We start from the raw sequence: 21,177 nt of genomic DNA, 5'->3' as shown, positions 1-21,177 counted from the left end.
GTCGGAATTGTGGTGTAGCGTCATCTTTGACGGCAAACCACCGGGGGAGCGGGAGACCATGACCGACAGCGGAAGGACGATAGCGCCCAGCGCCGCGCCGCTCGACGCGGTCGTTCGCCTGCGCGCCGCCGTCTATGCCGACGGCGGGGTCAACGCGGAAGAAGTCCGCCATCTCTGTCGTCTCGCCGCCGAGGAAGGCTTCCCGACGGCGGCCGGCCGTCAGCTCTACATCGAGACCCTGACCGACCATGTCGCCTTGCAGACTGCCCCGAGTGGCCATGTCAGCGAGGAGATGGCCCGCTGGCTGATCGGCGTGCTGTCGGCCGACGGCATCACCACCGATCTCGAGATCGATCTTCTGGTCAACATCATGCGCCGCGCCGATTCGGTGCCGGTCGAGCTGTCCGCTTTCGCGCTGGCCGAGGTGTCGCGTTCCGTCTTGAACGGGGCCGAGGACGGCGAGGGCGGAGTGATCTCCGCCGCCGATGTCGAGCGCATTCGCTCCATCCTCTACGCCTTCGGCAACGAACGCTCCGTCGGCATCAGCCGCGAGGAAGCGGAGGTGCTGTTCGAGCTCAACGACCGCAGCCGCGAGGCCGACAACGACCCGGCCTGGTCCGACCTGTTCGTCAAGGCGATCGCCTCCTTCCTGATGGCCGCGCGGGGATACACCTTGCTGTCCCGCGAGGAGACGCTCGGCCGCGACGCCTGGCTCGACGCGCCGTCCGGCGGCGTCACGGCGCTGTTCGGCGACATGCTGTCGAACATGCTGTCCAACGGTCTGCGCGGCGTCTGGTCAGCCTGGCGTCAGCAAGACGAGACATCCTCGAAGCCGATCGAAGCTGGCGAGCCGCGCATCCGCGAGGCGGAGGCGGTCACTTCCGAGGAAGTGAAGTGGCTGGCCGACCGCATCGGTCGCGATGGCGTCATCCATGCCAATGAAAGAGCGCTTTTGAAATTCCTGTCCGAGGAAAGCCCGGACATTCATCCTTCGCTGCGTACTTTGCTCGACACCGCTGCCTGACCCGGTCGAGAGCGCTTCCCCTACGCAGCGCCCTGCGCGCGGCGCCCGGAGATCCCCCCGGGCGCCGCGGAATTTTTTGAAGCGGGCGCTCCCTTGGCCGGGCGCCATTCATCGGTGCGAAGGGCAACTTCCTGCCCGTCCATACTGTCCCCAGCCATTGAATTTTCGTCCCCCTGACGCCTTGACTTGCCCCGCCGACCACCCTTATATCGCGCCACCGCACGATGGTTCGGGCGCGTCGCTCAGCGGAAGAGCACTTGGTTTTGCCAGTGCAAGCTTCCTTGAAAAACGCGATCGTACCCTGTAGTAGGTTGGTTCAAGGTCGCTTAGCTCAGCGGGAGAGCATCGCATTCACACTGCGGGGGTCGTAGGTTCAATCCCTACAGCGACCACCATCCAACAAAAGGCCCTGCTGGCGACAGCGGGGCCTTTGTTTTGGGCACTCCTCGCAAACCCACCAATGAGCTGATCGACATGTCGCGCGCTTTGGCCCCGCACCAGTTTCGTGCGGGAAGTTGACGCTGCGGCAAACTCCAAACGGTTCGCCTCCGATTCCAGGAAGCGTACGCAAGGCATTCGACCAAAGTAAGCGGTGCGGAACGGACCGAACCCTGTCCAGCCTCGTTGACGCAGATTGAGTGCGGCGCTCAAGATGCTCGCGGGGGTTTAAATGCACTACGCGCATTCCACCGGCGACTCCGGTCGCGGTGATTGGCAGACGCTGCCCGACCATCTCGATTCCGTCGCTCGCATCGCAGGTGTGATGGCGTCGGTGTTCGGCATGGAGGGCGCCGCTTTTCTTGCCGGGGGCTACCATGACATAGGCAAGGCGACCGAGGGCTTCCTCCGAAGGCTCAAGGGCGGCCCGTCGGTCGAGCATTCGCTGGCCGGCGCCTACCTTGTCCGCAAGCGCAATTGGGCCGGGATCGACCGGCTGATGGCCGACCTCGTGGCCTATGCCATCGCCGGCCATCACGCCGGGCTTCCCGACTGGTCCGGCGACGGTAACTCGCTCAATGCACGCCTCGCCGAGTTCGATCTCGGTAGTCTTGATCCGGCGTGGACGAGCTACATCCCGCCTCTGTTGGAAAGCCTTGCTCCGAACAGGAAGCTCAATCCCGACGGCGAGTGGGGCTTCTCGCTCGCCATGCTCGGCCGCATGCTGTTTTCCTGCCTCGCCGACGCCGATTTCCAGGACACCGAGCAGTTCTACGCTCGTGTCGAAGGGCGGACCATCGACCGCACGTGGCCTGGTCTGGCCGATCTGCTGCCCGGCTTCATTTCCGGCTTCGACGCCTATATGGCGAAGAAGGTAGCCTCGGCGGCCGACAACCCGGTCAATCGGCTGCGGGCCGACGTTCTCTCCCATGTCCGTGCCCGCGCCGGTGACCCGCAAGGCCTGTTCACCCTGACGGTGCCGACCGGCGGCGGCAAGACGCTGACCTCGCTCGCCTTCGCGCTGGAGCATGCCCGTGCCCACGGGCTCGACCGAATCATCTACGCCATCCCCTTCACGTCGGTGATCGACCAGACGGCCGACATCTTCCGCGAGGTGCTCGGCGACGACGCTGTTCTCGAACACCATTCGGCGCTCGACGAGGAAGGGGAGAAATGCCGCGCCGACCGAGACAAGCTGAAGCTTGCGCGCGAGAACTGGGACGCGCCGGTCGTCGTCACCACCAACGTGCAACTGTTCGAGAGCCTGTTCTCGCACCGACCGTCGCGCTGTCGCAAACTGCACAACATCGCCCGTTCGGTGATCGTGCTCGACGAGGCGCAAACGCTGCCGCGACCGTTCCTGATCCCGATCATGCGGGCCATCAAGGAACTGGCCAACAACTACGGCACATCCGTGGTGCTCTGCACGGCGACGCAGCCGGCGCTCGGCGATCAATCGTTCAAGACGCACCGCCTCTGTCTCGAAGGGCGCGAGCTGGCGCCGAACCCGGCGGTGCTGAGCGAGAAGCTGCGCCGCACCCGGCTGGAACTTGTCGGCGAGATGGACAATGGCGCGCTGGTCGCGGCGCTTGCCGCGCGGCCTCAGGCCCTGACAATCGTCAACAGCCGCGCCCACGCGCTCGACCTTTTCAACGAGGCACGTGAGGCCGGGCTTGACGGCGTCATTCACCTCACCACCCGCCAATATGCCGTCCACCGCCGCCGCATCCTTGCCGATGTGCGCCGGCGCCTGAAGGATGGGCGGCCCTGCCGGCTGATCGCCACCAGCCTCGTCGAGGCGGGCGTCGACCTTGATTTTCCTTGCGCTTTTCGTGCTGAAGCGGGGTTGGACCAGCTTGCGTGCGGGGGCGTGGATCGAAACGCAACGACGATGACGCCGCCGACAGGATACCCGCCGTCGCTCCCCGTGCGGGGGCGTGGATCGAAACTGTACAAAACCGACATTGACATAGGGGCGAGCATGTCGCTCCCCGTGCGGGGGGCGTGGATCGAAACAGCGCCAAGGCGGCGCCGGCCACGCTGCGGGCTCGTCGCTCCCCGTGCGGGGGGCGTGGATCGAAACAGCTTGTCGGCCAGCACCGACCAGGCTGCGGAGGCAGTCGCTCCCCGTGCGGGGGCGTGGATCGAAACGATAGCTTTTTTGCCAGCGTCGAGCCGCAATGCCAGTCGCCTTCCGTGCACCCCTCCGTTTCAGCGCCCCGTGCGCTCCACGTCGATTTCGCTGCGGAAGGACGACAGCAAGTCGAGGCCGCGGCTGATCTCGGCCTCGTTGAACGAGGAAAAGCCGAAAAGCAGTCCCGGTCGGGCCTGATCGGTCATGAAATAGGGCGACAGAGGTCTGAGCACGAGCCCGCGTTCGGCGGCGCGTCTTGCCAGGGACACATCGTCGCATCCGGCCTTGAGCGGAAGCAGAAGATGGGTGCCGCTGTTGGGCGTGGCGGCGCGGCAGCCGCCGCCGAACAGCGCCTCGATTCCCGACAGCAGCTGATTTCGCCGCGCCTGATAGAGGGCGCGCATGCGGCGGATGTGCGAGGCGAACAGGCCGCGGTTCATGAACTCGGACAGCACCATTTGCTCGATCAGCGACGCATGCCGGTCGACCACGGCGCGGGCGCGGGCGAAGGCGTCCCGAAAGTCGGCCGGCACCACGAGATAGCCGAGCCGGAAGGACGGTAGCAGCACCTTCGAGAACGTGCCCATGTAGATTGTGCGCGCGGTGCGGTCGCTGCCTGCGATCGCCGGGAGGACGTTGCCGTCATAGAGGAACTCGCTGTCGTAGTCGTCCTCGAAGACGAAGGCGCCGCTGCGTTCCGCGACATCCAAGAGCGCCATCCGTCGGGACACGGCAAGCTGGGCGCCGAGCGGGTACTGGCGCGACGGCGAGACGCAGACCAGGCGGGGAACAGGGAACTGGCCAGCGGCGTCGTCGACGCGGAAACCTTCGCCATCGACCGGAACCGGACAGATGACGCCGCCATTGGCGCTGATGATCGAGCGCGTCCCGATGTAGCCAGGCTCTTCGATCCAGACGGGATCGCCGGCATCGAGCAGCATGCGGCAGACGAGGTCGAGCCCCTGCTGGCTGCCGGTGGTGATCACCACCTGGCGATAGTCGCAGAGGATGCCGCGCGCAGCCGACAGGTGCTGGGCGATGGCCCGGCGTAGCGGCTCGTAGCCGGCATTCGACGTTTCGCCCAGGATCTGGCCGGTGAGCCGGCCGGATGTCTCGTTGAGAAGCCGCAGCCAGTTGCGGATGGGAAACTCCCGGAGGTCGGGCAGATCCGGCATGAAGGGGGTCGGCCGTTCGGCGAACTCATCGGTTGCCGAAGCGACCAGCGCCTTGCCTCGCCACGACAGCGAGCGGAATGGGGAGGCTTGGCGCTCTTCACCGCCATCGGCGACCGGCATTTCCCCGGCGAACGGATCGACCAACTCGCGGACGAAGGTACCGGCGCCAACCCGGCCGACCAGCAGGCCGGCGTCAGTCAACCCCTCGAACACCTTCAGCACCGTGTTGCGGGAGACGCCCAGCTCCTCGGCGAACACCCGCGTCGACGGCAACTTGGAGCCGGCAGCGAGCTTGCCGGTCTCGATGGCGCGCTTCAGGGCAAGGGCGATCTGCTGGTAGACCGGCGTCTTGCTCTCCTTGTCGACACCGATGCTCACGAGCGAACCGGTGATGGCCGTCTTGGGCATATGCGCCTCTCCAAAGTGGCGCCTCGATTGGTGCCGCTGACAGTTCCAAAATGGCTCTCGCCCGAAGTCTCGGGCGCGTCGAGACATTTTCATGCATTGCCGGTGGGGTGCAACGCCTATCGCGCTTACAGAAAGCGAGACCTCCCCGATGCGTTTGAACGCCACGGCAGGGGGTGCCATGGCGTCGCGGATGCATCGCCATGCCCGGCGCCGGGGTTGTCAGCGCAGACCGGCGTAGCGGAAGGCCGTGACGAAGTCCGGAGCGTCGATGCCTGCCTTCAGCTTGGCGTCGGGCACCGGCGCCCCCTGCGTCAGCGTCAGCGGCACATGCCCGGCCCAGAGGTCGGTGGCGTAATCGGCCTCGTCTTCCTCGGGCAGGCCGGAGGCGACCTTGGCCGAGACCTCGTCGAGCTTCAGGCGGAACACCTTGACGGCGCGCCATTCCCGCTCGCTCGGCGGCCGGGCATAGGCCCAGAGCCCCGGCGCCAGCCGGTCGGTGAAGGCGGCGAGCGCCGCCTTCTTGTCGGCATCGTCGAGCAGTTCGGCCGTGCCGAAGGCCATCACCGAGCGATAGAGAATGTTGTGGTTGAAGGCGGCGCGCGAGAAGACGACGCCATCGAGATGGGTGACGGTGAAGCAGACTGGAACGCCCTGGTCCAGCGTCTTCATCATCCGGCTCGCGGCCGACCCGTGCCAGTAGACGCAGTCGTCGATCCGCCAGTGGCAGGTGGGCGTGACGAAAGGCGAACCGTGGAAGACATAGCCGATCTGCGACACGATGCCGGCGTCGATGATGTCGTTGATGGTGTCGCGGTCGTATTTGGCCAGCCAGTGATAGCGGCGAACGCGGGTGCGGTCGCTGGGCGGGCCAGGCGGTGTCGGCGTGGTCATGTCTCGAACCTCGGTTAATCGGTCGCCGAGGGTGTACGGGCATTCAGGCAGGCATCAGCAGAGCCATTTTGAAATTGGATAGGGAGCCATTCGCGCGCGGCATCCTTGCGCAAGGCGATGAGGAGCAACTGCGGCGGCTCTCCTCCCGCCATGCCCGTAGTCGGTGCGAACCTGAAGCGAGGCGGAAAGCCCCCGGCAGGTTCGCACCGGAGGCAGATCATTGATATCGTGCGTGTTCGTTGGCCCGCGTCAGGCAGCCGGGCGCACTTGAAAGGCGCCACTCCGTCCTTCGCGCCACCCCCCAGCTTTTGTTCGTCAACACAACAGGATAAGAGCTGACGGTCGCTCCCCGCGTGGGAGCGTGGATCGAAACCTTGCGCTTCCAGATTTTGCGCGGCGAGATTTCCGTCGCTCCCCGCGTGGGAGCGTGGATCGAAACAGCACTTCAGCAACAGATATCGCTTGCCAGATGCGCGTCGCTCCCTGCGTGGGAGCGTGGATCGAAACGGCACTGTTGATTTCCCGACGATAATCACCGTTGTCACCCCCCGTGTGGGAGCGCAGATCAAGACATCGGCCTCTCTGGCGGCCGGCTGCGGGTGTGATACTCGAACAGGCTTTCTGGCTTGCGGGAGGTCGCGGTTCCACCGCCGGCCGCCATTTTCGCCTTTTGTCTTCTACGTGACAGACCCGGTCACAGTCCGGCGCGATGATCTTGCCCGGGTTTGGGCGTTCGACTGGATGCCGGCGCTCCAGGGAGTGGGATCGTGATGGATCGGGTGACGGCGGTGGTTCGCGACTATTACGGAACCCGTCTCGGCGGGACGGCAGACCTCAAGACCGGCGCCTGTTGTTCTCCGGCGCCGCTGTCGCCGCGGTTGCGGTCGATCCTTGAGACGATCCACCCGGAGGTCGTCAATCGCTTTTACGGCTGCGGGTCGCCCATGCCGGACGATGTCGAGGGACTGACGGTGCTCGACCTCGGCTGCGGCACCGGGCGCGACGTGTTCATGGTGTCGGCGCTCGTGGGCGAGGGCGGCCGCTCCATCGGCGTCGACATGACGCCGGAGCAACTGGCGGTGGGCCGCGCCCATCAGGCCGAGCAGGCGCGCGCCTTCGGTCATCGCGCCTCCAACGTCAGTTTCATCGAGGGACGGTTCGAGGATCTCGCCTCTCTCGGCATCGCCGACGGGTCGATCGACGTGGTGATCTCCAACTGCGCGCTCAACCTCTCGCCCGACAAGGCGAAGGTGTTCGCCGAGATCTACCGGGTGCTGAAGCCCGGTGGCGAGCTGCTGTTCTCGGATGTGTTTGCGAGCCGCCGCCTGCCAGCCAACGTCGCCTCCGACCCACTGCTGGTGGGGGAATGCCTGGGCGGTGCGCTCTATGTCGAGGACTTCCGGCGCCTGATGGCGGCAACCGGCTGGGCGGATTTCCGGCTGCTCTCCAGGCGGACCATCGCCATCGGCCACCCCTATGCCGAACTCCTGGTCGGCGACACCACCTTCTGGTCGATGACGGTGCGCGCCTTCAAGCTCGCTGGCCTTGAGGATTGCTGCGAGGACTACGGTCAGGTGGCGACCTACCTAGGCACTATGCCCGACTGGCCCAACGCCTTCGTTCTCGATGATCATCACCGCTTCATAGCCGGAAAGCCGATGCTGGTCTGCGGCAACACGGCCGCCATGGTCGGCGAGAGCCGCTTTGGCCGGCATTTCCGGGTCGATGGCAGCCGAGAGGTGCATTTCGGCCGGTTCGACTGTTCCCCGCCCGGCGTCGGCGCCGAGGGCGGCGCGGCCACGGCGCCCGGGTGCTGCTGAACCCTTCACCCATTTTTTCGAGTCTTCAAATGAAAGGTATCCGGAGATGATCCCGCAAAAGGTAACGGACGGCATATATTCCTACCGGGCGATCGATTGGGATCGCAAGCTGTTCGACGAACTGGTGCCGCTGCCGGAAGGCACCACCTACAACGCCTATCTCGTCGAAGGCAGCGAGAAGACGGCGCTGATCGACACCATCTATCCGCCAAAGACGGCCGAGTTCATCGCCGCCCTCAAGAAGTCCGGCGTCAAGCGCATCGACTACATCGTCGCCAATCATGCCGAGCAGGACCACTCGGGCTCCATTCCGGCTGTCCTGGAGCTGTTCCCCGAGGCCAAGGTGGTGACCAACGCCAAGTGCAAGCGCTTCATCATGGACACGCTGCCGGTGGACCGCGACGCCTTCATCACCGTCGGCGACGGCCACAGCCTGTCGCTCGGCGACAAGACGCTGAAGTTCCTTATGACGCCCTGGGTCCACTGGCCGGATACCATGTGCACCTACGTGCCGGAGGCCCGCACCGTCTTCACCTGCGACTTCCTCGGCGCGCATCTCGCCACCACCGACCTGTTCGCCGACGACGAGGCGCGGGTCGAAACGGCGGCCAAGCGCTACTACGCCGAGATCATGATGCCCTACCGCAGCTTCTCCAAGGAGGCTGTCGACAAGGTCGGCGCGCTCGATCTGGCGTATATCGCGCCGAGCCATGGGCCGATCTACGCCCGCCCGGGCTTCATTCTCGACCTCTATCGCACCTGGACCTCCGACGAGCCCAAGCCCTTCGTCGTCATCCCCTATGTGTCGATGTACGAGAGCACGGCGCTGATGGTCTCCTACCTCACCGACAGGCTGGTCGAGCGTGGCATCGGCGTCAAGCCGATCAACGTCGTCGATCTCGACACCGGCGAGTTCGCCATGAGCCTCGTCGAGGCGTCGACCGTGGTGTTCGCTTCGCCCACCGTGCTGTCCGGGCCGCATCCGGGCGTCGCCTACGCGGCGCTTCTCGCCAACGTGCTCGGTCTCAAGGCCAAATACGCGGCGGTGATCGGTTCGTTCGGCTGGGAGGGCAGCCTGCCGGACATCGTCCAGTCGATGCTGCCGAAGCTCGGCGCCACCTTCTTCGAGCCGGTGATGGTCAAGGGATTGCCGCGCGAGGCAGCCTTCGCCGAACTCGACCGTCTCGCCGATGACATCGCCGCCGCCCACGCCGCGCCCGCGGCCGCTTGACGCCGGAGGGAGCGATGGAAAGACCGGACCGCGAGGTCCGTCTCGTCTACTTTGCCTGGGTCCGCGAGCGCATCGGTCTGTCCGAGGAGCGCGTCAGCCTGCCCGGCAGCGTCCGCACAGCCGGCGAGATGATCGCCTGGCTGGCGGAACGCGGCGACACCTACGCCTATGCGCTGGAAGCGCCGTCGACCATCCGCGTCGCCGTCGACCAGTTGCACATCGAGCAGGATGAACCGCTCGGGAGCGCGACGGAGATCGCGCTGTTTCCGCCCATGACCGGCGGCTGATCGGCCGCTGTCGCCAGTGGTCGGCACCTCGACACGAGGTGTCCGACCCCGGCGGCGGGCTGCCGTCCGAACCGATGCGCCGGCGGCGCGACACATTCCCTGCGTGGTCATACGTATGGGCCGGTCCGCCTCCGTCGAAAGGCCAGAAATGGCGGTTTTCCGCCGAATTCATCCCCATCCACCCATTTGAATCGTCCGAAACCGTCGTGAGGGCGACAGCGATTTTCCCGTCCCGAGTCCTGCACCGGACAGATTTCACCCTCGGGAAGGCTGACTCTCCCCACCATGGACAGGTCGCCGCTCGGCGCCGCCCCCGAGGAGGAGATTCGGGTTCGGCGGACAGACATGGAGACGGCCGGCCGTCCGAAGCGCTGCGCCCGAAAGGCCGCCGGAGGACGACATGGATATCTACAGGGAACTCATCCGGGAGCGCGATGCCGGCCGCCGTTCGGCGCTCGTGTCCATCGTGACCCAGTCCGGCTCGACGCCTTCGGCGACGGCGGCCAAGATGCTGGTGCGGGCCGACGGCACGATCGCCGGCACGGTCGGCGGTGGCGCGGCCGAGGGCAGGGCGATCATGGTCGCCCGCGAGGTGATCGCGACGGGCCTGTCGCAGATGCTGGCCATCGACCTCCACAAGAACCCGACGCTCGATCTCGGCATGATCTGCGGCGGCAACCTGCAATTCTACATCGAGGCGATCATGCCCAGCCGCACCGTCTACATTTTCGGCGGCGGTCACGTCGGCCTGATGACCGAGGCGATCTGCCGGACGCTGGGGCTGGAGACGGTGGTCGTCGACGACCGTGAAGAGTTCGCCAATCCCGGCCGCTTCCCGAATGCCGCCGGCACCCACGCCGGCCCGCTCGCCGAGGCCACGGCGCATCTGTCGCCCAATGCCGCCTCGCTGGTGTTCATCGCCATGCGCGGCCACGCCCTCGACCAGGAGGCGCTTGCCTGGGCGCTCGGCACGCCGGCCGGCTACATCGGCATGATCGGTTCCAAGCGCAAGGTGCTCACCGTCTACCGGAACCTCGTGGCCGCCGGCTTCTCGCCGGATGCGTTCGCCCGCGTCCGCGCGCCGGTCGGCCTCGAAATCGGTGCCGAGGGCCCCGAGGAGATCGCGGTCTCCGTGACCGCCGAAATGATCGCCCACATCCGAGGTGCCGACACGGCCTGCCCGCTGTCGCGAACCATGGATTGGTGCGGGACGGCCGAGGAAGGAAAGCCTCTCTCCGTCGCCAGCTGACAGGGCACGCTGCGACGGACGCAACACTCTAGGAGGAAGACATGAAACGCATTTCCGTGAATGTGAACGGCGTGGAGCGCTGGGTCGTTGCCGACCCCAAGCGGTCGCTCGCCGACGTGCTGCGCGAGCAGATGATGCTGACGGGCTGCAAGGTCTGCTGTGCCGACGGCCAGTGCGGCTCCTGCACCGTACTGATCGACGGCAAGCCCATCCGCGCCTGCGTGACGCCGATGGAGAAGCTCACCGCCGGTTCCAAGATCGTCACCATCGAGGGCATCGGCACGCCCGAGAACCTGCATCCGCTGCAGATCGCCTGGATGGCCCACGGCAGCGCCCAGTGCGGCGTCTGCTCGCCCGGCTTCATCATGTCGGCCAAGGCTCTGCTGGACAAGACGCTCACCCCGACGCGTGAGGAAGTCCGCGCCTGGTTCCATCGCAACCGCAACCTCTGCCGTTGCACCGGCTACAAGCCGCTGATCGATTCCGTGATGGACGCCGCCGCCATCATGCGCGGCGACAAGACCATTTACGATGTCATGCCGAAGGCCAAGGAAGACGGCTCCATCCTCGGCACTGAGTACATCCGTCCGTCGGCGGTGGCCAAGGTCACCGGCACCTGGGACTTCGGCGCCGACGTGGCGCTCAAGATGCCGGCCGGCACGCTGCGCCTCGCGCTGGTGCAGGCAGAGGTGAGCCACGCCCTGATCAAGGGCATCGACACGGCCGAAGCCGAGAAGATGCCCGGCGTCGAGCGGATCATCACCTGGAAGGACGTTGGCGGCAAGAACGCCATCACCGGCCTCATCACCTTCCCGACCAACAAGGGCGACGGCTGGGATCGCCCGATCCTGTGCAAGGAGAAGATCTTCCAGTTTGGCGATGCCATTGCCATCGTCGCCGCCGATACCGAGGAGCATGCCCGCGCCGCCGCCAAGAAGGTCAAGGTCGACCTGGAAGTGCTGCCGGCCTACATGTCCGGTTTCGCGGCCCTGGCGCCCGACGCCATGGAAATCCACCCCGGCGTTCCCAATGCCTATTACGAGCAGGGCGTCGTCAAGGGTGCCGACACCAAGCCGCTGATGGCCAGTGCCGCCGCGGTCGTCGACATCACCACCTACTGCTCGCGCCAGCCGCATCTGCATCTGGAGCCGGACTGTGGCGAAGCCTTCGTCGATGACGACGGCGTGCTGACGATCCTGTCGAAGTCGATCGGCGTGCACCTGCATCACGCCATGATCTGCCCCGGCCTCGGCATTCCTCCCGAGAAGCTCCGGCTGATCCAGAACCCCACCGGCGGTACCTTCGGCTACAAGTTCTCGCCGACCATGGAGGCGCTGCTCGGTGTTGCCGCGCTGGTCACCAAGAAGCCGGTGTCGCTGGTCTACGACCAGTACCAGAACATCACCTATACCGGTAAGCGCAGCCCGGCCAACATCAACATCCGTCTGGCTTGCGACAAGAACGGCATGCTCACCGCCATGGAAACCGACTGGTGGCTGGACCACGGCCCCTACTCGGAATTCGGCGATCTGGTGACGCTGCGCCAGGCCCAGTTCACCGGTGCCGGCTACCACCTTGAAAACATTCGCGGCAAGGGCAAGACGGTGGCGACCAACCACGCCTGGGGCTCGGCTTTCCGTGGCTATGGCTCGCCGCAGGCCTTCCTGGCCGGCGAAATCGCCATGGACATGCTGGCCGAGAAGATGGGCGAGGATCCGCTCGAGTTCCGCTACAAGAATCTCTACAACGAGACGTCGACGACGCCGACCGGGCAAAAGCCCGAGGTGCTGGTCCTGAAGCAGTTGTTCGACCTGATCCGGCCGAAATACCTGGAAGCCAAGCAGCGGGCCGCCAAATTGTCGACTCCCGAGACCAAGCGTGGTGTCGGTATTTCCCTCGGCATCTATGGTTGCGGTCTCGACGGTCCTGACAGCTCGGAAGCTCGTGTCGAGATGACGCCGTCCGGCTTCATCGTCCATTCGGGCTGGGAAGATCACGGCCAGGGTGCCGATCTTTCCGCTCAGACCATGGCCCACGAGGTGTTGCGTGTGGCCGGCGTCAAGCCGGAGCAGATTGGCCTGGTCATGGCCGATACCTTCGGGCCGAACGGCGGACCGGCTGGTGGCAGCCGCTCCAACGTCTTCTGCGGCAATGCCATCCGTGTCGCCGCCGAGATGCTGCTCAACGCCATGAAGAAGCCGAATGGCGGCTATCGCACCTACAAGGAGATGGTGAGCGAGAACATTCCGTTGTCCTACGACGGCAAGTGGGTGGCGGCGGCCTGCACCGACTGCTCGCCCGATACCGGCCAGGGTAACCCGTTCCCGATCTACATGTACGAAGTGTTCATGCCGGAGGTCGAGGTCGACGTGGAGACCGGCAAGGCGACCGTGGTCAAGCTGACGACGGCCATCGACGTTGGAACCATCATCAACAAGGCCACCGTCGACGGTCAGGTTTATGGCGGTCTTGCTCAGGGTCTTGGTCTTGCCCTGACCGAGGACTTCGAGGATCTGGACCTGCACACCACGCTCAAGGACTGCGGCATCCCCTATCCGAAGGATGTGCCGGACGATATCGAGATCCTCTATCTCGAAACCGCCCGCCCGCTCGGTCCCTTTGGTGCCGCCGGTGTCGGCGAAGCGCCGCTGACAGCGCTTCATCCGGCGATCCTCAATGCCATCTACAACGCCTGTGGCGTGCGGATATTCCGCATTCCCGCTCTACCGGAGGCGATCAAGATGGGGCTTGAGGCTCAGGCAGGAGCGGCCGCGGCCAAAAAGGATCTCCAGCACCACTGAGGTCCCGTAAACGGGGAGTCTCTCCCGCCCAACTCCCCGAAGCGCGGGCGGCCCGTCCTCTCCCGGGTCGCCCGTACCCAATTCGGATCAATGACAACCTATCGAGACCACCATGGATGGCGACCAAGTCAAGGCATGGGAAGCGCTCTGCATCGAGGAACAGCCACCGGCATGCGCCGCCGCCTGTCCGCTGCGTGTCGATGCGCGCGGCATGGCCGAGAAGATGGCCTCCGGTGATTTTTCCGGCGCCATGGCCCTTTACACCCGTGTCGTTCCCTTTCCGGCAATCATCGCCCATATTTGCGAACATCCCTGCGAGGCCGTTTGCCGCCGGGCAGAGGCTGGTGGCGCTGTCCGCCTCGGCGCGCTCGAACGGGCGCTCGTCGAAGAGGCCTATCCGACAATTCGCCGCACGGCTCAACGAGCACGCAAGCCCAAGACGATTGCTGTCGTCGGGGCCGGGCTCGCCGGCCTTGCGGCGGCTTTCGACCTGACAATGAAGGGGCATGCCGTTACGGTTTTCGAAGCCGAGGCCCGACCGCTGGAGCGCCTCCGGCACGACGGCTATCCCTCCGTATTGCCGCCGTCGGCGATCGATGCCGATCTCGGCGCGCTCACCTCGCTCGGCATCGATATTCGCTGTCGGCAGAGGGTGACCGGTGAGGCTGCTGGTTTCCCTGCGCTTGATGACCTCATTGCCGGTCACGATGCCGTTCTTCTCGCGATCGGTGCCGGCCCTGCCGTCCACTTCGCAGGGACCCTGCGCCTCACGTCGGCGGGGCGGCTCGATCTCGATCCGATAACGCTGGCGACCTCGCTGCCTGCGGTGTTTGGCAGCTGCCTTCATACCGGTGACGATGAAGCCTACTCGGCCATCCTGTCGGTACGCGACGGCCGTCGTGCGGCGGTGTCCATCGATCGCTTCCTGCAGGGCGCCTCGCTGACGGCCAACCGCGCCGACGATACGGCCACCGGCACCTGCCTTTACGTCGATACGGCCCGTCAAGCCGACGTGTCGCCCGTCCAGCCATCCGATCCCATTTCTGGCTACAGTCATGCCGAGGCGATGGAGGAAGCCGCGCGCTGCTTCCCATGCCATTGCCTCGAATGCGTCAGGGCGTGCGCCTATCTCGCCCACTACAAGACCTACCCGAAGCGGGCGGTGCGCGAGATCTACAACAACGACTCGATCATCATGGGCAACCGCAAGTCCAACCGGATGATCGACAGCTGCGCCCTGTGCGGCCTGTGCGAAACGCTCTGTCCGAACGACCTCGCCATGGGCGACGTCTGCCTCGATGCGCGCCGGAGCATGGTCGAACGCGGCCACATGCCGGCGTCCCATCACGATTTCGCGTTGCGCGACATGGCCTTCAGCCGTTCGGGCGAGATCGCCTTCGTCCGCCATCAGCCCGGCCACGACCGAAGCGCCGTGCTGTTCTTCCCCGGTTGTCAGTTGCCGGCGTCGGCGCCGGGGCAGGTCGAGGCCGTCTACCGCCATCTCTGCGATCGGCTGCCGGGCGGCGTCGGCTTCATGCTCGATTGCTGTGGCGCGCCGGCGCACTGGTCGGGCCGCCAGGACCTTCACCGGGAGGTGCTCGATCATCTGCGCGCCGTCTGGGAAGAGCAGGGGCGGCCACGCATCGTCACGGCCTGCTCGACCTGTCTCAAGGAAATCGGCGAGTTCCTGCCGGACATCCCCGTCTCCTCGCTCTGGACGGAGCTCGCCGCCACCGGCCTGCCGGAGGCTACCGCGCCGAGGCCGGTTGCCCGGCCGCTCGCCATCCATGATCCCTGCACCAGCCGGCATGCTCACGACGTTCAGGCGGCGGTGCGGTCGATCGCCGCCGCCATGGGAGCGGAGGTTCGCGAACTGACCGGCGCCGAAAAGACCACCTGCTGCGGTTATGGCGGTCTGGTTTCCTTCGCCAACCCTGAGGTCGGCAATGCCTTCGTCGACCGTCGGATCGAGGAAAGCGACGACGATTTCCTCGCCTACTGCGCCATGTGCCGCGACAATTTCGCCCGGCGCGGCAAACGCGCCCTTCATCTCATTGACCTGGTCTTTCCCTGTGATGACGATCCGGCGGCGCGTCCCGACCCCGGCTTTTCCGGCCGTCGCGACAATCGGTTGCGCCTGCGCCGGCGCCTTCTGCGCGACCTGTGGGGAGAAAGCATGAGCAACCCCGTTCCACCCGTCACCCTCGTCATCGCCGACGCCGTTCGCGCCGACATCGAGCGCAAGTTGCTGCTCGTCGACGATATCGCCGAGGTGATCGCCGAGGCAGAGCGAACCGGGCGTCTGCTGAAAGACAGGACGAGCGGCCGCTATACCGCCTCCGGCCGCATCGGCACGATGACGACCTGGGTCGAGTACGAGCCGGTCGATGACGGCTTCGTCGTTCATCGCGCCTACGGCCACCGCATGCAGGTCGAGGTGAAGCCATGACCGCGACATCCGGCGTTCCCGATCTCGTCTGCGCCCGCTGCGACAAGCCGCTGGAAATGCGCAAGGTCGAGGCGAGCTATCTTGGCCAGACCTTTCCGGTCGAACTGCCCTGCTGCCCGTCATGCGGGTTCGTCTACGTCTCCGAGGAACTGGCGTCGGGCAGGATGCTGAAGGTCGAACAGGCGCTGGAGGACAAGTGACCGCGAAGTCCATCCCCATCTCCGGCCTGTTCGGCTGTGGTTGCGTCGAGGGCGCCGCCGGTGAACGGCTGCGGCCGGGCGACGGAGCGATCGTCGGGGAGTTGGTCGAGCGGGCGGGTCTTCGCCTCGGCGCGAAGGTGCTCGACGTCGGCTGCGGAGCGGGTGACAGCCTTGCCTGGCTTGAGCGCCACGGCTTCTCCGGCATCGGTATCGATCGGGACGAGCGGGTGCTGGCGATTGCCGCCTCGCGCGTCAACGCGGCGCTATTCCAGGGGGATGGCGCGCGCCTGCCGTTCACCGATGCCTGCCTCGACGCCATACTTTCGGAATGCAGTCTTTCGCAGATGGCGGACCGGCGCGCGGCACTCGGCGAGTGGCGGCGCGTGCTGAGGTCCGGTGGCCGCTTGCTGCTCGCCGATGTCGATTGGCCGGGCGACGACGGGCGCGACGGCCTCGTCGAGGATATCGGGCACGCCGGTTTCACCCTTCTCGTCGACGAGGACAGATCGGCCGTGCTTGCCGGCTTCGTCGCCCGTTTCATCTTTCACTACGGCTCGCTCGATCCGCTGTGGGGCGAACGCGATTGCTCTGCCGGTCGCCACCGGCCGCGCTATCGCCTGCTCGTTGCCGAGCGGACCGCCGAACCGACAGGGAGCGCAGGTCAATGAGCGAGGAGTCCTTCCGTGTCGCCGAGCTGCTGCTCGACGATTTCAAGTGCAGCCACATCCTGATGCGCCTCGCCCTCGAAGCGCAGGGGCGCGACGACCCCGATCTCATCCGCGCCATGTCCGGTCTCGCCCTCGGCATGGGGCAGGGCTTCAACTGTGGCGCGCTGTCGGCCGGATGCTGCGTCATCGGCTACTACGCCGGGCGCGGTGGTGACGGCGAGCATGCGCATCCCGAGCTTGGCGCCATGCTCGACGATTTCGCCGGCTGGTTTACGGCCGCCGCCACCGGTCAATATGGCGGCATCAACTGCTCGGACATCATGAAGTTCGACGAGGGGCTGAAACGGGAGCGCTGTCCGGCTCTCATCATCGCCACCTGGGCAAAGATCAAGGAAACGCTCGCCGACCATGGGGTAGACATCACGGTACCCCCTGAGGAGGAGAAACCGTGAGCGATCCGGTCAGGTCTCGGCCATCGAACATTGCCATCTTGGTGCTGGCCGCCGGCTGGTCGTCGCGCATGGGGGCCTTGAAACCGCTGCTGCCCTTCGGCAACGGCACCGTTCTGGGACATGTGCTCTCGACCATCGAAACCGCCGCCATCGGGCCGGCCTACGTCGTCGTCGGCAACGAGGCAGGACGGGTGGCCCCGGCGGCGGTGGCTCGTGGCGCGGTGGCGGTGGCCAATCCGGCTTTTGCCGAGGGCATGATGTCCAGCATCAAGGCCGGGATTTCGGCGCTGCCCGAGACGGTGGACGGGGCGATGATCCTGCCCGTGGACGTGCCGCTCGTTCGGGCCTCCACCCTCGAGCGGATCGCCGCATGCGCCGGAAGCGGCGACGCGGCCGTTGTTCGCCCGACCTTTCACGGCCGTGCCGGGCATCCGCCTTTCGTCAGTCGCCAGCTGTTCGCCGAGATTGTTGCCGCGCCGCCGGAGATGACGCTGCGCGACGTCATCGAGCGGCATCAAGGCGAGGCTCGGTCGGTCGCCGTCATCGACAGCGGCATCGTACGCGACATGGACTACCCCGACGACTATCGCCGTCTGGCCGCCGCGCTGCCCCATCGTCTCCATCCGGACGAGGCGGAGTGCGAGGCGATGCTGGAAGCCGCCGACACGCCGGAGCCGACACGCCGCCACTCTCGCGTCGTCGCGCGGCTGGCGGTCGATATCGCCGCCCGGCTGGCCGCCAGGGGGCATGCTCTCGACAGCGCCGCCGTTCTTGCCGGCGCGCTCCTGCACGACATCGCCAAGGGCGACCTCGACCACGCGGCGGCCGGTGCCCGGCGCGTTTCGGCCTTCGGCTTTGCCGAGGTGGCCGAGATCGTCGCGGTTCACATGGAATGCGCTCTCGAACCGGGGCAGACGGTCGATCCGCGCCACGTGGTGTTTCTCGCCGACAAGCTCGTCAAGGGCGAGCGTCTCGTCGGGATCGAGCAGCGATTTGCGCCGGCTTTCAAGGCCTTCGCGTCTGATCCCGCCGCGCTGGCCGGCGTCCGGCGTCGCCATGCCGCCGTGGCCGGCGTCCTCACGGCGGTGGAGGCGGTGACCGGACCTCTCTCCGAAGCTCACGGTCTTGCCGAACTTGCGATGCCGGCAGGGAGCGGAGAATGACAGGCCCCGTCCGTTTGTCCTTCGGCCGCACGCGCAGCGTCTGTCCCGACTGCCTCAAGACCATTCCGGCCGAACGCATCGCCGTCGGCGACACGGTCTATCTCGACAAGACCTGTCCCGAACATGGTCGCGTCGTCACGCCGGTCTGGAGGGGGCTCCGCAGCTACGACATCTGGTCCCGCAGTCGTCGCACCTCGTCGGCGCCGATCAGCGTGGCGACGGATATCGCCGAGGGTTGCCCCAGGGATTGCGGCCTCTGCGCCGATCACCGGCAGCAAAGCTGCTGCGTGTTGATCGAGGTGACCTCGCGCTGCGATCTCGTCTGCCCGGTCTGCTTCGCATCGGCCGGCCGGCAAGGCGTCGACATGCCGATCGGTGAGATCGCCGCCGCTCTCGACGAGTTGAGGGCGGGCAGCGGCCAGGTGCATATCCAGCTGTCGGGTGGCGAACCCACGGTGCGTGACGACCTGCCGGAGATCGTCGCCCTGGTACGGGCCAAGGGCTTCGATTTCATCCAGCTCAACACCAACGGGATCAGGATCGGGCGCGAGCCGGACTATCTCGCCGCGCTCGCCGCCGCCGGCCTCGACTGCGTCTTCCTGCAGTTCGACGGTGTCAGCGATGCCGTCTATCGGCGGCTGCGCGGCCGCGACCTGTTCGCGGCGAAGCGCCTCGCCATCGACAGTGCGCGCGCCGCTGGCGTCGGCGTCGTGCTGGTGCCGACGCTGGTGCCCGGCATCAATACCGGCGAGATCGGCGCCATCGTCGATTTCGCCAAGGGCGAGATGCCGACGGTGCGGGCCGTGCACTTCCAGCCCGTCTCCTATTTCGGGCGTAATCCGGGCGTTCCGGGCGACGGGGAGCGCATCACGTTGCCGGAGGTGATGGAGGCGCTGGTCGAGCACGCGGGCGGCAGCATTCGCCTCGAAGACTTCCATCCCGGTTCGGCCGAAAATCCATTCTGCTCCTTCAGCGGCCGTTTCAGCGTCGACCCGTCGGGCCGCCTCTGCGCCGATCCCGAGTCGGCGTCCGGCGACTGCTGCAGCCCTGCGGCGGAGACGGAAGGGACGGGGAGCTGTTGCGATACGGCCGCCTGGCGGTCGCCGGAGGTGGCCCGCGCCCAGCGCTACGTGGCAGGCCAGTGGAAGAGGGCGCCGCTGGATGAGCGCCCCGCCGCTGGGCTCGAAGCCTTCGACGCCTTTCTGGAACGCCAGGGCCGACGCCTGTCGCTGTCGGCGATGGCCTTTCAGGATGCCTGGACGCTCGACCTCGACCGCCTGCGCCAGTGCTACATTCACGTGGCGAGGTCGGACGGCCGGGTCATCCCGTTCTGTGCGTTCAACCTGACCGACCGCACCGGACGATCGCTCTATCGCGAGCCGTCGACATGACCGGATTGGGAACCCTCGACGCCTGGGTAGGGCGGACGATCGGCGTCGGGTGGTTGCCAACACGCCGCGACCTCGACGCCTACCAGCTTCGTTGCCTGAACGAGACCATCGGAAAGGCTCGGGTCGAGAGCCCTTTCTATCGGTCTCTGGCCGGCTGGCCGGAGACCTCGCACCTTGACGAGCTCAAGGACATCGACCGGTTCCCGTTGACCACGGCCGACGATCTTGCCCGCGGAGATCCCTCGCTCATCGCCCTGCCGCTTCGCGACGCGGTGCGTCTGGTGACGATCCCGACCTCGGGAACGTCGGGCCGGCAGAAACGCCTGTTCTTCACCGAGGCGGACATCGAGGCGACCGTCGCCTATTTCGAGCACGGCATGGCGACCCTTGTTCGCCCGGGCAGTTGCGTGGCCATCGCCTTTCCAGCCGAACGTCCCGATAGCGTCGGCGATCTCCTGATGCGTGGGCTCGACCGGATGGGAGCCATTCCCGTGGCCCTGCCGGTGGATGGACCGGTGGAGGCGCTCGTCGCCGCCTTGCGCGAGTTGCAGCCCGCCGCGATCGCCGGCATGCCGGTGACGCTCGGCGCCGCCGCCCGCTGCATGGCCGCCGACGGCGGTCCCCCGCTCCGGATCGAGACGGCGCTGGTCAGTGCCGACAGCGTGTCGCCGAGCTTCAGGACGGCGCTGGCCGTCATTTGGGGAACCGAAGTCTTCGAGCACTGGGGCATGACCGAAACCGGGTACGGTGGCGCACTCGGCTGTGACGCTCATGACGGCCTTCATGTCCGGGAAACGGATCTCCACATCGAAATCGTCGATGCCGATACGGGGCGCGTTCTGCCGGACGGCAGCGAAGGGGAGATCGTCATCACCACCTTGCGTCGCCGTGGGCTGCCGCTCCTCCGCTACCGTACCGGCGACAGCGGCAGCATAGCCGAAAGCCCATGCCGCTGCGGGTCCGTCCTCCGTCGGCTGCGCCTTGCCGGACGGATTGGCGAGCCGGTTGCGCTGGGGGACGGAAAAAGGCTGCGTCCCGAGGTCATCGACGACGCGATCTTCGCCGTGACCGGGGTCATCGATTTCCTGGTGGAGTTCAGATCCGGTCGGCACATGGTCGTCGGACTGGTGACATCGGATCCTCGAACGGTGGACGAGGTCCGTTCGGTTCTCCGATCTCACCCGGCCATCGGTCCGGCGTTGCGAGCGGCCGGAATTGACATCGCTGTCGAAATAGCGGTCGATCCGCCTCCTCCCCCCTGTCGAAAACGTAGGGTACTGGGAGTTGAGCATGTCGCTTAAAGAATTGAAAGAAATAAACAAAATGAGATCGTTATATAGCTATAGGTTATATCGACTGATGGATCATAACGATTTAGTTGGGCAGGGCTTATGAT

General features: G+C 66.1%; 15 protein-coding genes, 1 tRNA gene and 1 pseudogene. 15 read left to right on the top strand and 2 right to left on the bottom strand.

From position 1 onward, the window contains the following. Window positions 1-58: 58 nt before the first annotated feature. From QQZ18_RS08460 to QQZ18_RS23785, 3 genes are all read left to right on the top strand, one after another. A complete protein-coding gene (locus QQZ18_RS08460) occupies window positions 59-1,024 on the top strand; it encodes a hypothetical protein (protein WP_284540042.1) in 966 nt (321 codons plus the stop codon). A gap of 320 nt (window positions 1,025-1,344) precedes the next feature. Continuing rightward, window positions 1,345-1,419: transfer RNA gene (locus tag QQZ18_RS08455), tRNA-Val, on the top strand. A gap of 275 nt (window positions 1,420-1,694) precedes the next feature. Continuing rightward, window positions 1,695-3,794: a CRISPR-associated endonuclease Cas3'' gene (locus QQZ18_RS23785; RefSeq protein WP_446728621.1), complete on the top strand. Its 2,100-nt coding sequence runs from the start codon at window positions 1,695-1,697 to the stop codon at window positions 3,792-3,794. Here QQZ18_RS23785 and pdxR read toward each other — a convergent pair. Together pdxR and QQZ18_RS08440 are read right to left on the bottom strand one after the other, a co-directional pair. Beyond that, window positions 3,779-5,179, bottom strand: a pseudogene (gene pdxR, locus QQZ18_RS08445) (MocR-like pyridoxine biosynthesis transcription factor PdxR); the annotation flags it as partial. The gene QQZ18_RS23785 and the pseudogene pdxR overlap by 16 nt on opposite strands. A 219-nt stretch (window positions 5,180-5,398) precedes the next feature. After that, a complete protein-coding gene (locus QQZ18_RS08440) occupies window positions 5,399-6,070 on the bottom strand; it encodes a pyridoxamine 5'-phosphate oxidase family protein (protein ID WP_284540036.1) in 672 nt (223 codons plus the stop codon). Between the two features lie 770 nt (window positions 6,071-6,840). Between QQZ18_RS08440 and QQZ18_RS08435 the strand changes: the two genes are divergently transcribed. From QQZ18_RS08435 to QQZ18_RS08380, 12 genes are all read left to right on the top strand, one after another. After that, window positions 6,841-7,890, top strand: a complete 1,050-nt coding sequence (locus QQZ18_RS08435; RefSeq protein ID WP_284541013.1) for a methyltransferase domain-containing protein — start codon at window positions 6,841-6,843, stop codon at window positions 7,888-7,890. A 46-nt stretch (window positions 7,891-7,936) separates the two neighbouring features. Continuing rightward, window positions 7,937-9,121, top strand: coding sequence for an FprA family A-type flavoprotein (locus QQZ18_RS08430; protein ID WP_284540034.1), 1,185 nt, complete (start codon window positions 7,937-7,939; stop codon window positions 9,119-9,121). Between the two features lie 14 nt (window positions 9,122-9,135). Further along, a complete protein-coding gene (gene moaD / locus QQZ18_RS08425) occupies window positions 9,136-9,408 on the top strand; it encodes a molybdopterin converting factor subunit 1 (protein ID WP_284540032.1) in 273 nt (90 codons plus the stop codon). Between the two features lie 400 nt (window positions 9,409-9,808). Then, window positions 9,809-10,657 (top strand): XdhC family protein, encoded by an 849-nt coding sequence (locus QQZ18_RS08420; protein ID WP_284540030.1) that lies wholly within the window; start codon window positions 9,809-9,811, stop codon window positions 10,655-10,657. Window positions 10,658-10,698: 41 nt separating this feature from the next. Further along, the gene (locus QQZ18_RS08415; protein ID WP_284540027.1) at window positions 10,699-13,458 is read left to right on the top strand and encodes a molybdopterin-dependent aldehyde oxidoreductase; all 2,760 of its coding nucleotides are present in this window, start codon (window positions 10,699-10,701) and stop codon (window positions 13,456-13,458) included. Window positions 13,459-13,570: 112 nt separating this feature from the next. Then, window positions 13,571-15,907 carry a pyridine nucleotide-disulfide oxidoreductase/dicluster-binding protein gene (locus QQZ18_RS08410; protein WP_284540025.1) on the top strand — a complete coding sequence of 779 codons (2,337 nt, stop codon included), beginning with the start codon at window positions 13,571-13,573 and terminating at the stop codon, window positions 15,905-15,907. After that, a complete protein-coding gene (locus QQZ18_RS08405) occupies window positions 15,904-16,107 on the top strand; it encodes a DVU_1557 family redox protein (protein WP_284540023.1) in 204 nt (67 codons plus the stop codon). Before QQZ18_RS08410 ends, QQZ18_RS08405 begins: the two co-directional genes overlap by 4 nt. After that, window positions 16,104-16,775, top strand: coding sequence for a DVU_1556 family methyltransferase (gene trsM, locus QQZ18_RS08400; protein WP_284540021.1), 672 nt, complete (start codon window positions 16,104-16,106; stop codon window positions 16,773-16,775). The genes QQZ18_RS08405 and trsM overlap by 4 nt, the downstream gene beginning before the upstream one ends. After that, the gene (locus QQZ18_RS08395; RefSeq protein WP_284540019.1) at window positions 16,772-17,227 is read left to right on the top strand and encodes a DVU_1555 family C-GCAxxG-C-C protein; all 456 of its coding nucleotides are present in this window, start codon (window positions 16,772-16,774) and stop codon (window positions 17,225-17,227) included. The genes trsM and QQZ18_RS08395 overlap by 4 nt, the downstream gene beginning before the upstream one ends. Then, a complete protein-coding gene (locus QQZ18_RS08390; RefSeq protein ID WP_284540017.1) occupies window positions 17,224-18,390 on the top strand; it encodes a DVU_1551 family NTP transferase in 1,167 nt (388 codons plus the stop codon). Before QQZ18_RS08395 ends, QQZ18_RS08390 begins: the two co-directional genes overlap by 4 nt. Continuing rightward, entirely contained in the window at window positions 18,387-19,781 is a 1,395-nt protein-coding gene (gene trsS / locus QQZ18_RS08385; protein WP_284540015.1) for a radical SAM (seleno)protein TrsS, read from the top strand. The genes QQZ18_RS08390 and trsS overlap by 4 nt, the downstream gene beginning before the upstream one ends. After that, window positions 19,778-21,082, top strand: coding sequence for a DVU_1553 family AMP-dependent CoA ligase (locus tag QQZ18_RS08380; RefSeq protein ID WP_284540013.1), 1,305 nt, complete (start codon window positions 19,778-19,780; stop codon window positions 21,080-21,082). The genes trsS and QQZ18_RS08380 overlap by 4 nt, the downstream gene beginning before the upstream one ends. Window positions 21,083-21,177 lie beyond the last annotated feature (95 nt).

This window comes from Pleomorphomonas sp. T1.2MG-36, from assembly GCF_950100655.1.
GTDB lineage: Bacteria > Pseudomonadota > Alphaproteobacteria > Rhizobiales > Pleomorphomonadaceae > Pleomorphomonas.
Note: the sequence above shows the minus strand (reverse complement) of the source record. Positions and strands in the feature narration are given on the sequence as shown.

Bases quoted from the DNA above. Each gene is read 5' to 3' on its own strand.
- QQZ18_RS08380 (WP_284540013.1), top strand. From the start codon at position 19,778: ATGACCGGATTGGGAACCCTCGACGCCTGGGTAGGGCGGACGATCGGC.
- QQZ18_RS08395 (WP_284540019.1), top strand. From the start codon at position 16,772: ATGAGCGAGGAGTCCTTCCGTGTCGCCGAGCTGCTGCTCGACGATTTC.
- QQZ18_RS08410 (WP_284540025.1), top strand. From the start codon at position 13,571: ATGGATGGCGACCAAGTCAAGGCATGGGAAGCGCTCTGCATCGAGGAA.
- trsS (WP_284540015.1), top strand. From the start codon at position 18,387: ATGACAGGCCCCGTCCGTTTGTCCTTCGGCCGCACGCGCAGCGTCTGT.
- QQZ18_RS08430 (WP_284540034.1), top strand. From the start codon at position 7,937: ATGATCCCGCAAAAGGTAACGGACGGCATATATTCCTACCGGGCGATC.
- QQZ18_RS08440 (WP_284540036.1), bottom strand. From the start codon at position 6,070: ATGACCACGCCGACACCGCCTGGCCCGCCCAGCGACCGCACCCGCGTT.
- QQZ18_RS08415 (WP_284540027.1), top strand. From the start codon at position 10,699: ATGAAACGCATTTCCGTGAATGTGAACGGCGTGGAGCGCTGGGTCGTT.
- moaD (WP_284540032.1), top strand. From the start codon at position 9,136: ATGGAAAGACCGGACCGCGAGGTCCGTCTCGTCTACTTTGCCTGGGTC.
- QQZ18_RS08420 (WP_284540030.1), top strand. From the start codon at position 9,809: ATGGATATCTACAGGGAACTCATCCGGGAGCGCGATGCCGGCCGCCGT.
- QQZ18_RS08460 (WP_284540042.1), top strand. From the start codon at position 59: ATGACCGACAGCGGAAGGACGATAGCGCCCAGCGCCGCGCCGCTCGAC.
- QQZ18_RS08405 (WP_284540023.1), top strand. From the start codon at position 15,904: ATGACCGCGACATCCGGCGTTCCCGATCTCGTCTGCGCCCGCTGCGAC.
- QQZ18_RS23785 (WP_446728621.1), top strand. From the start codon at position 1,695: ATGCACTACGCGCATTCCACCGGCGACTCCGGTCGCGGTGATTGGCAG.
- QQZ18_RS08435 (WP_284541013.1), top strand. From the start codon at position 6,841: ATGGATCGGGTGACGGCGGTGGTTCGCGACTATTACGGAACCCGTCTC.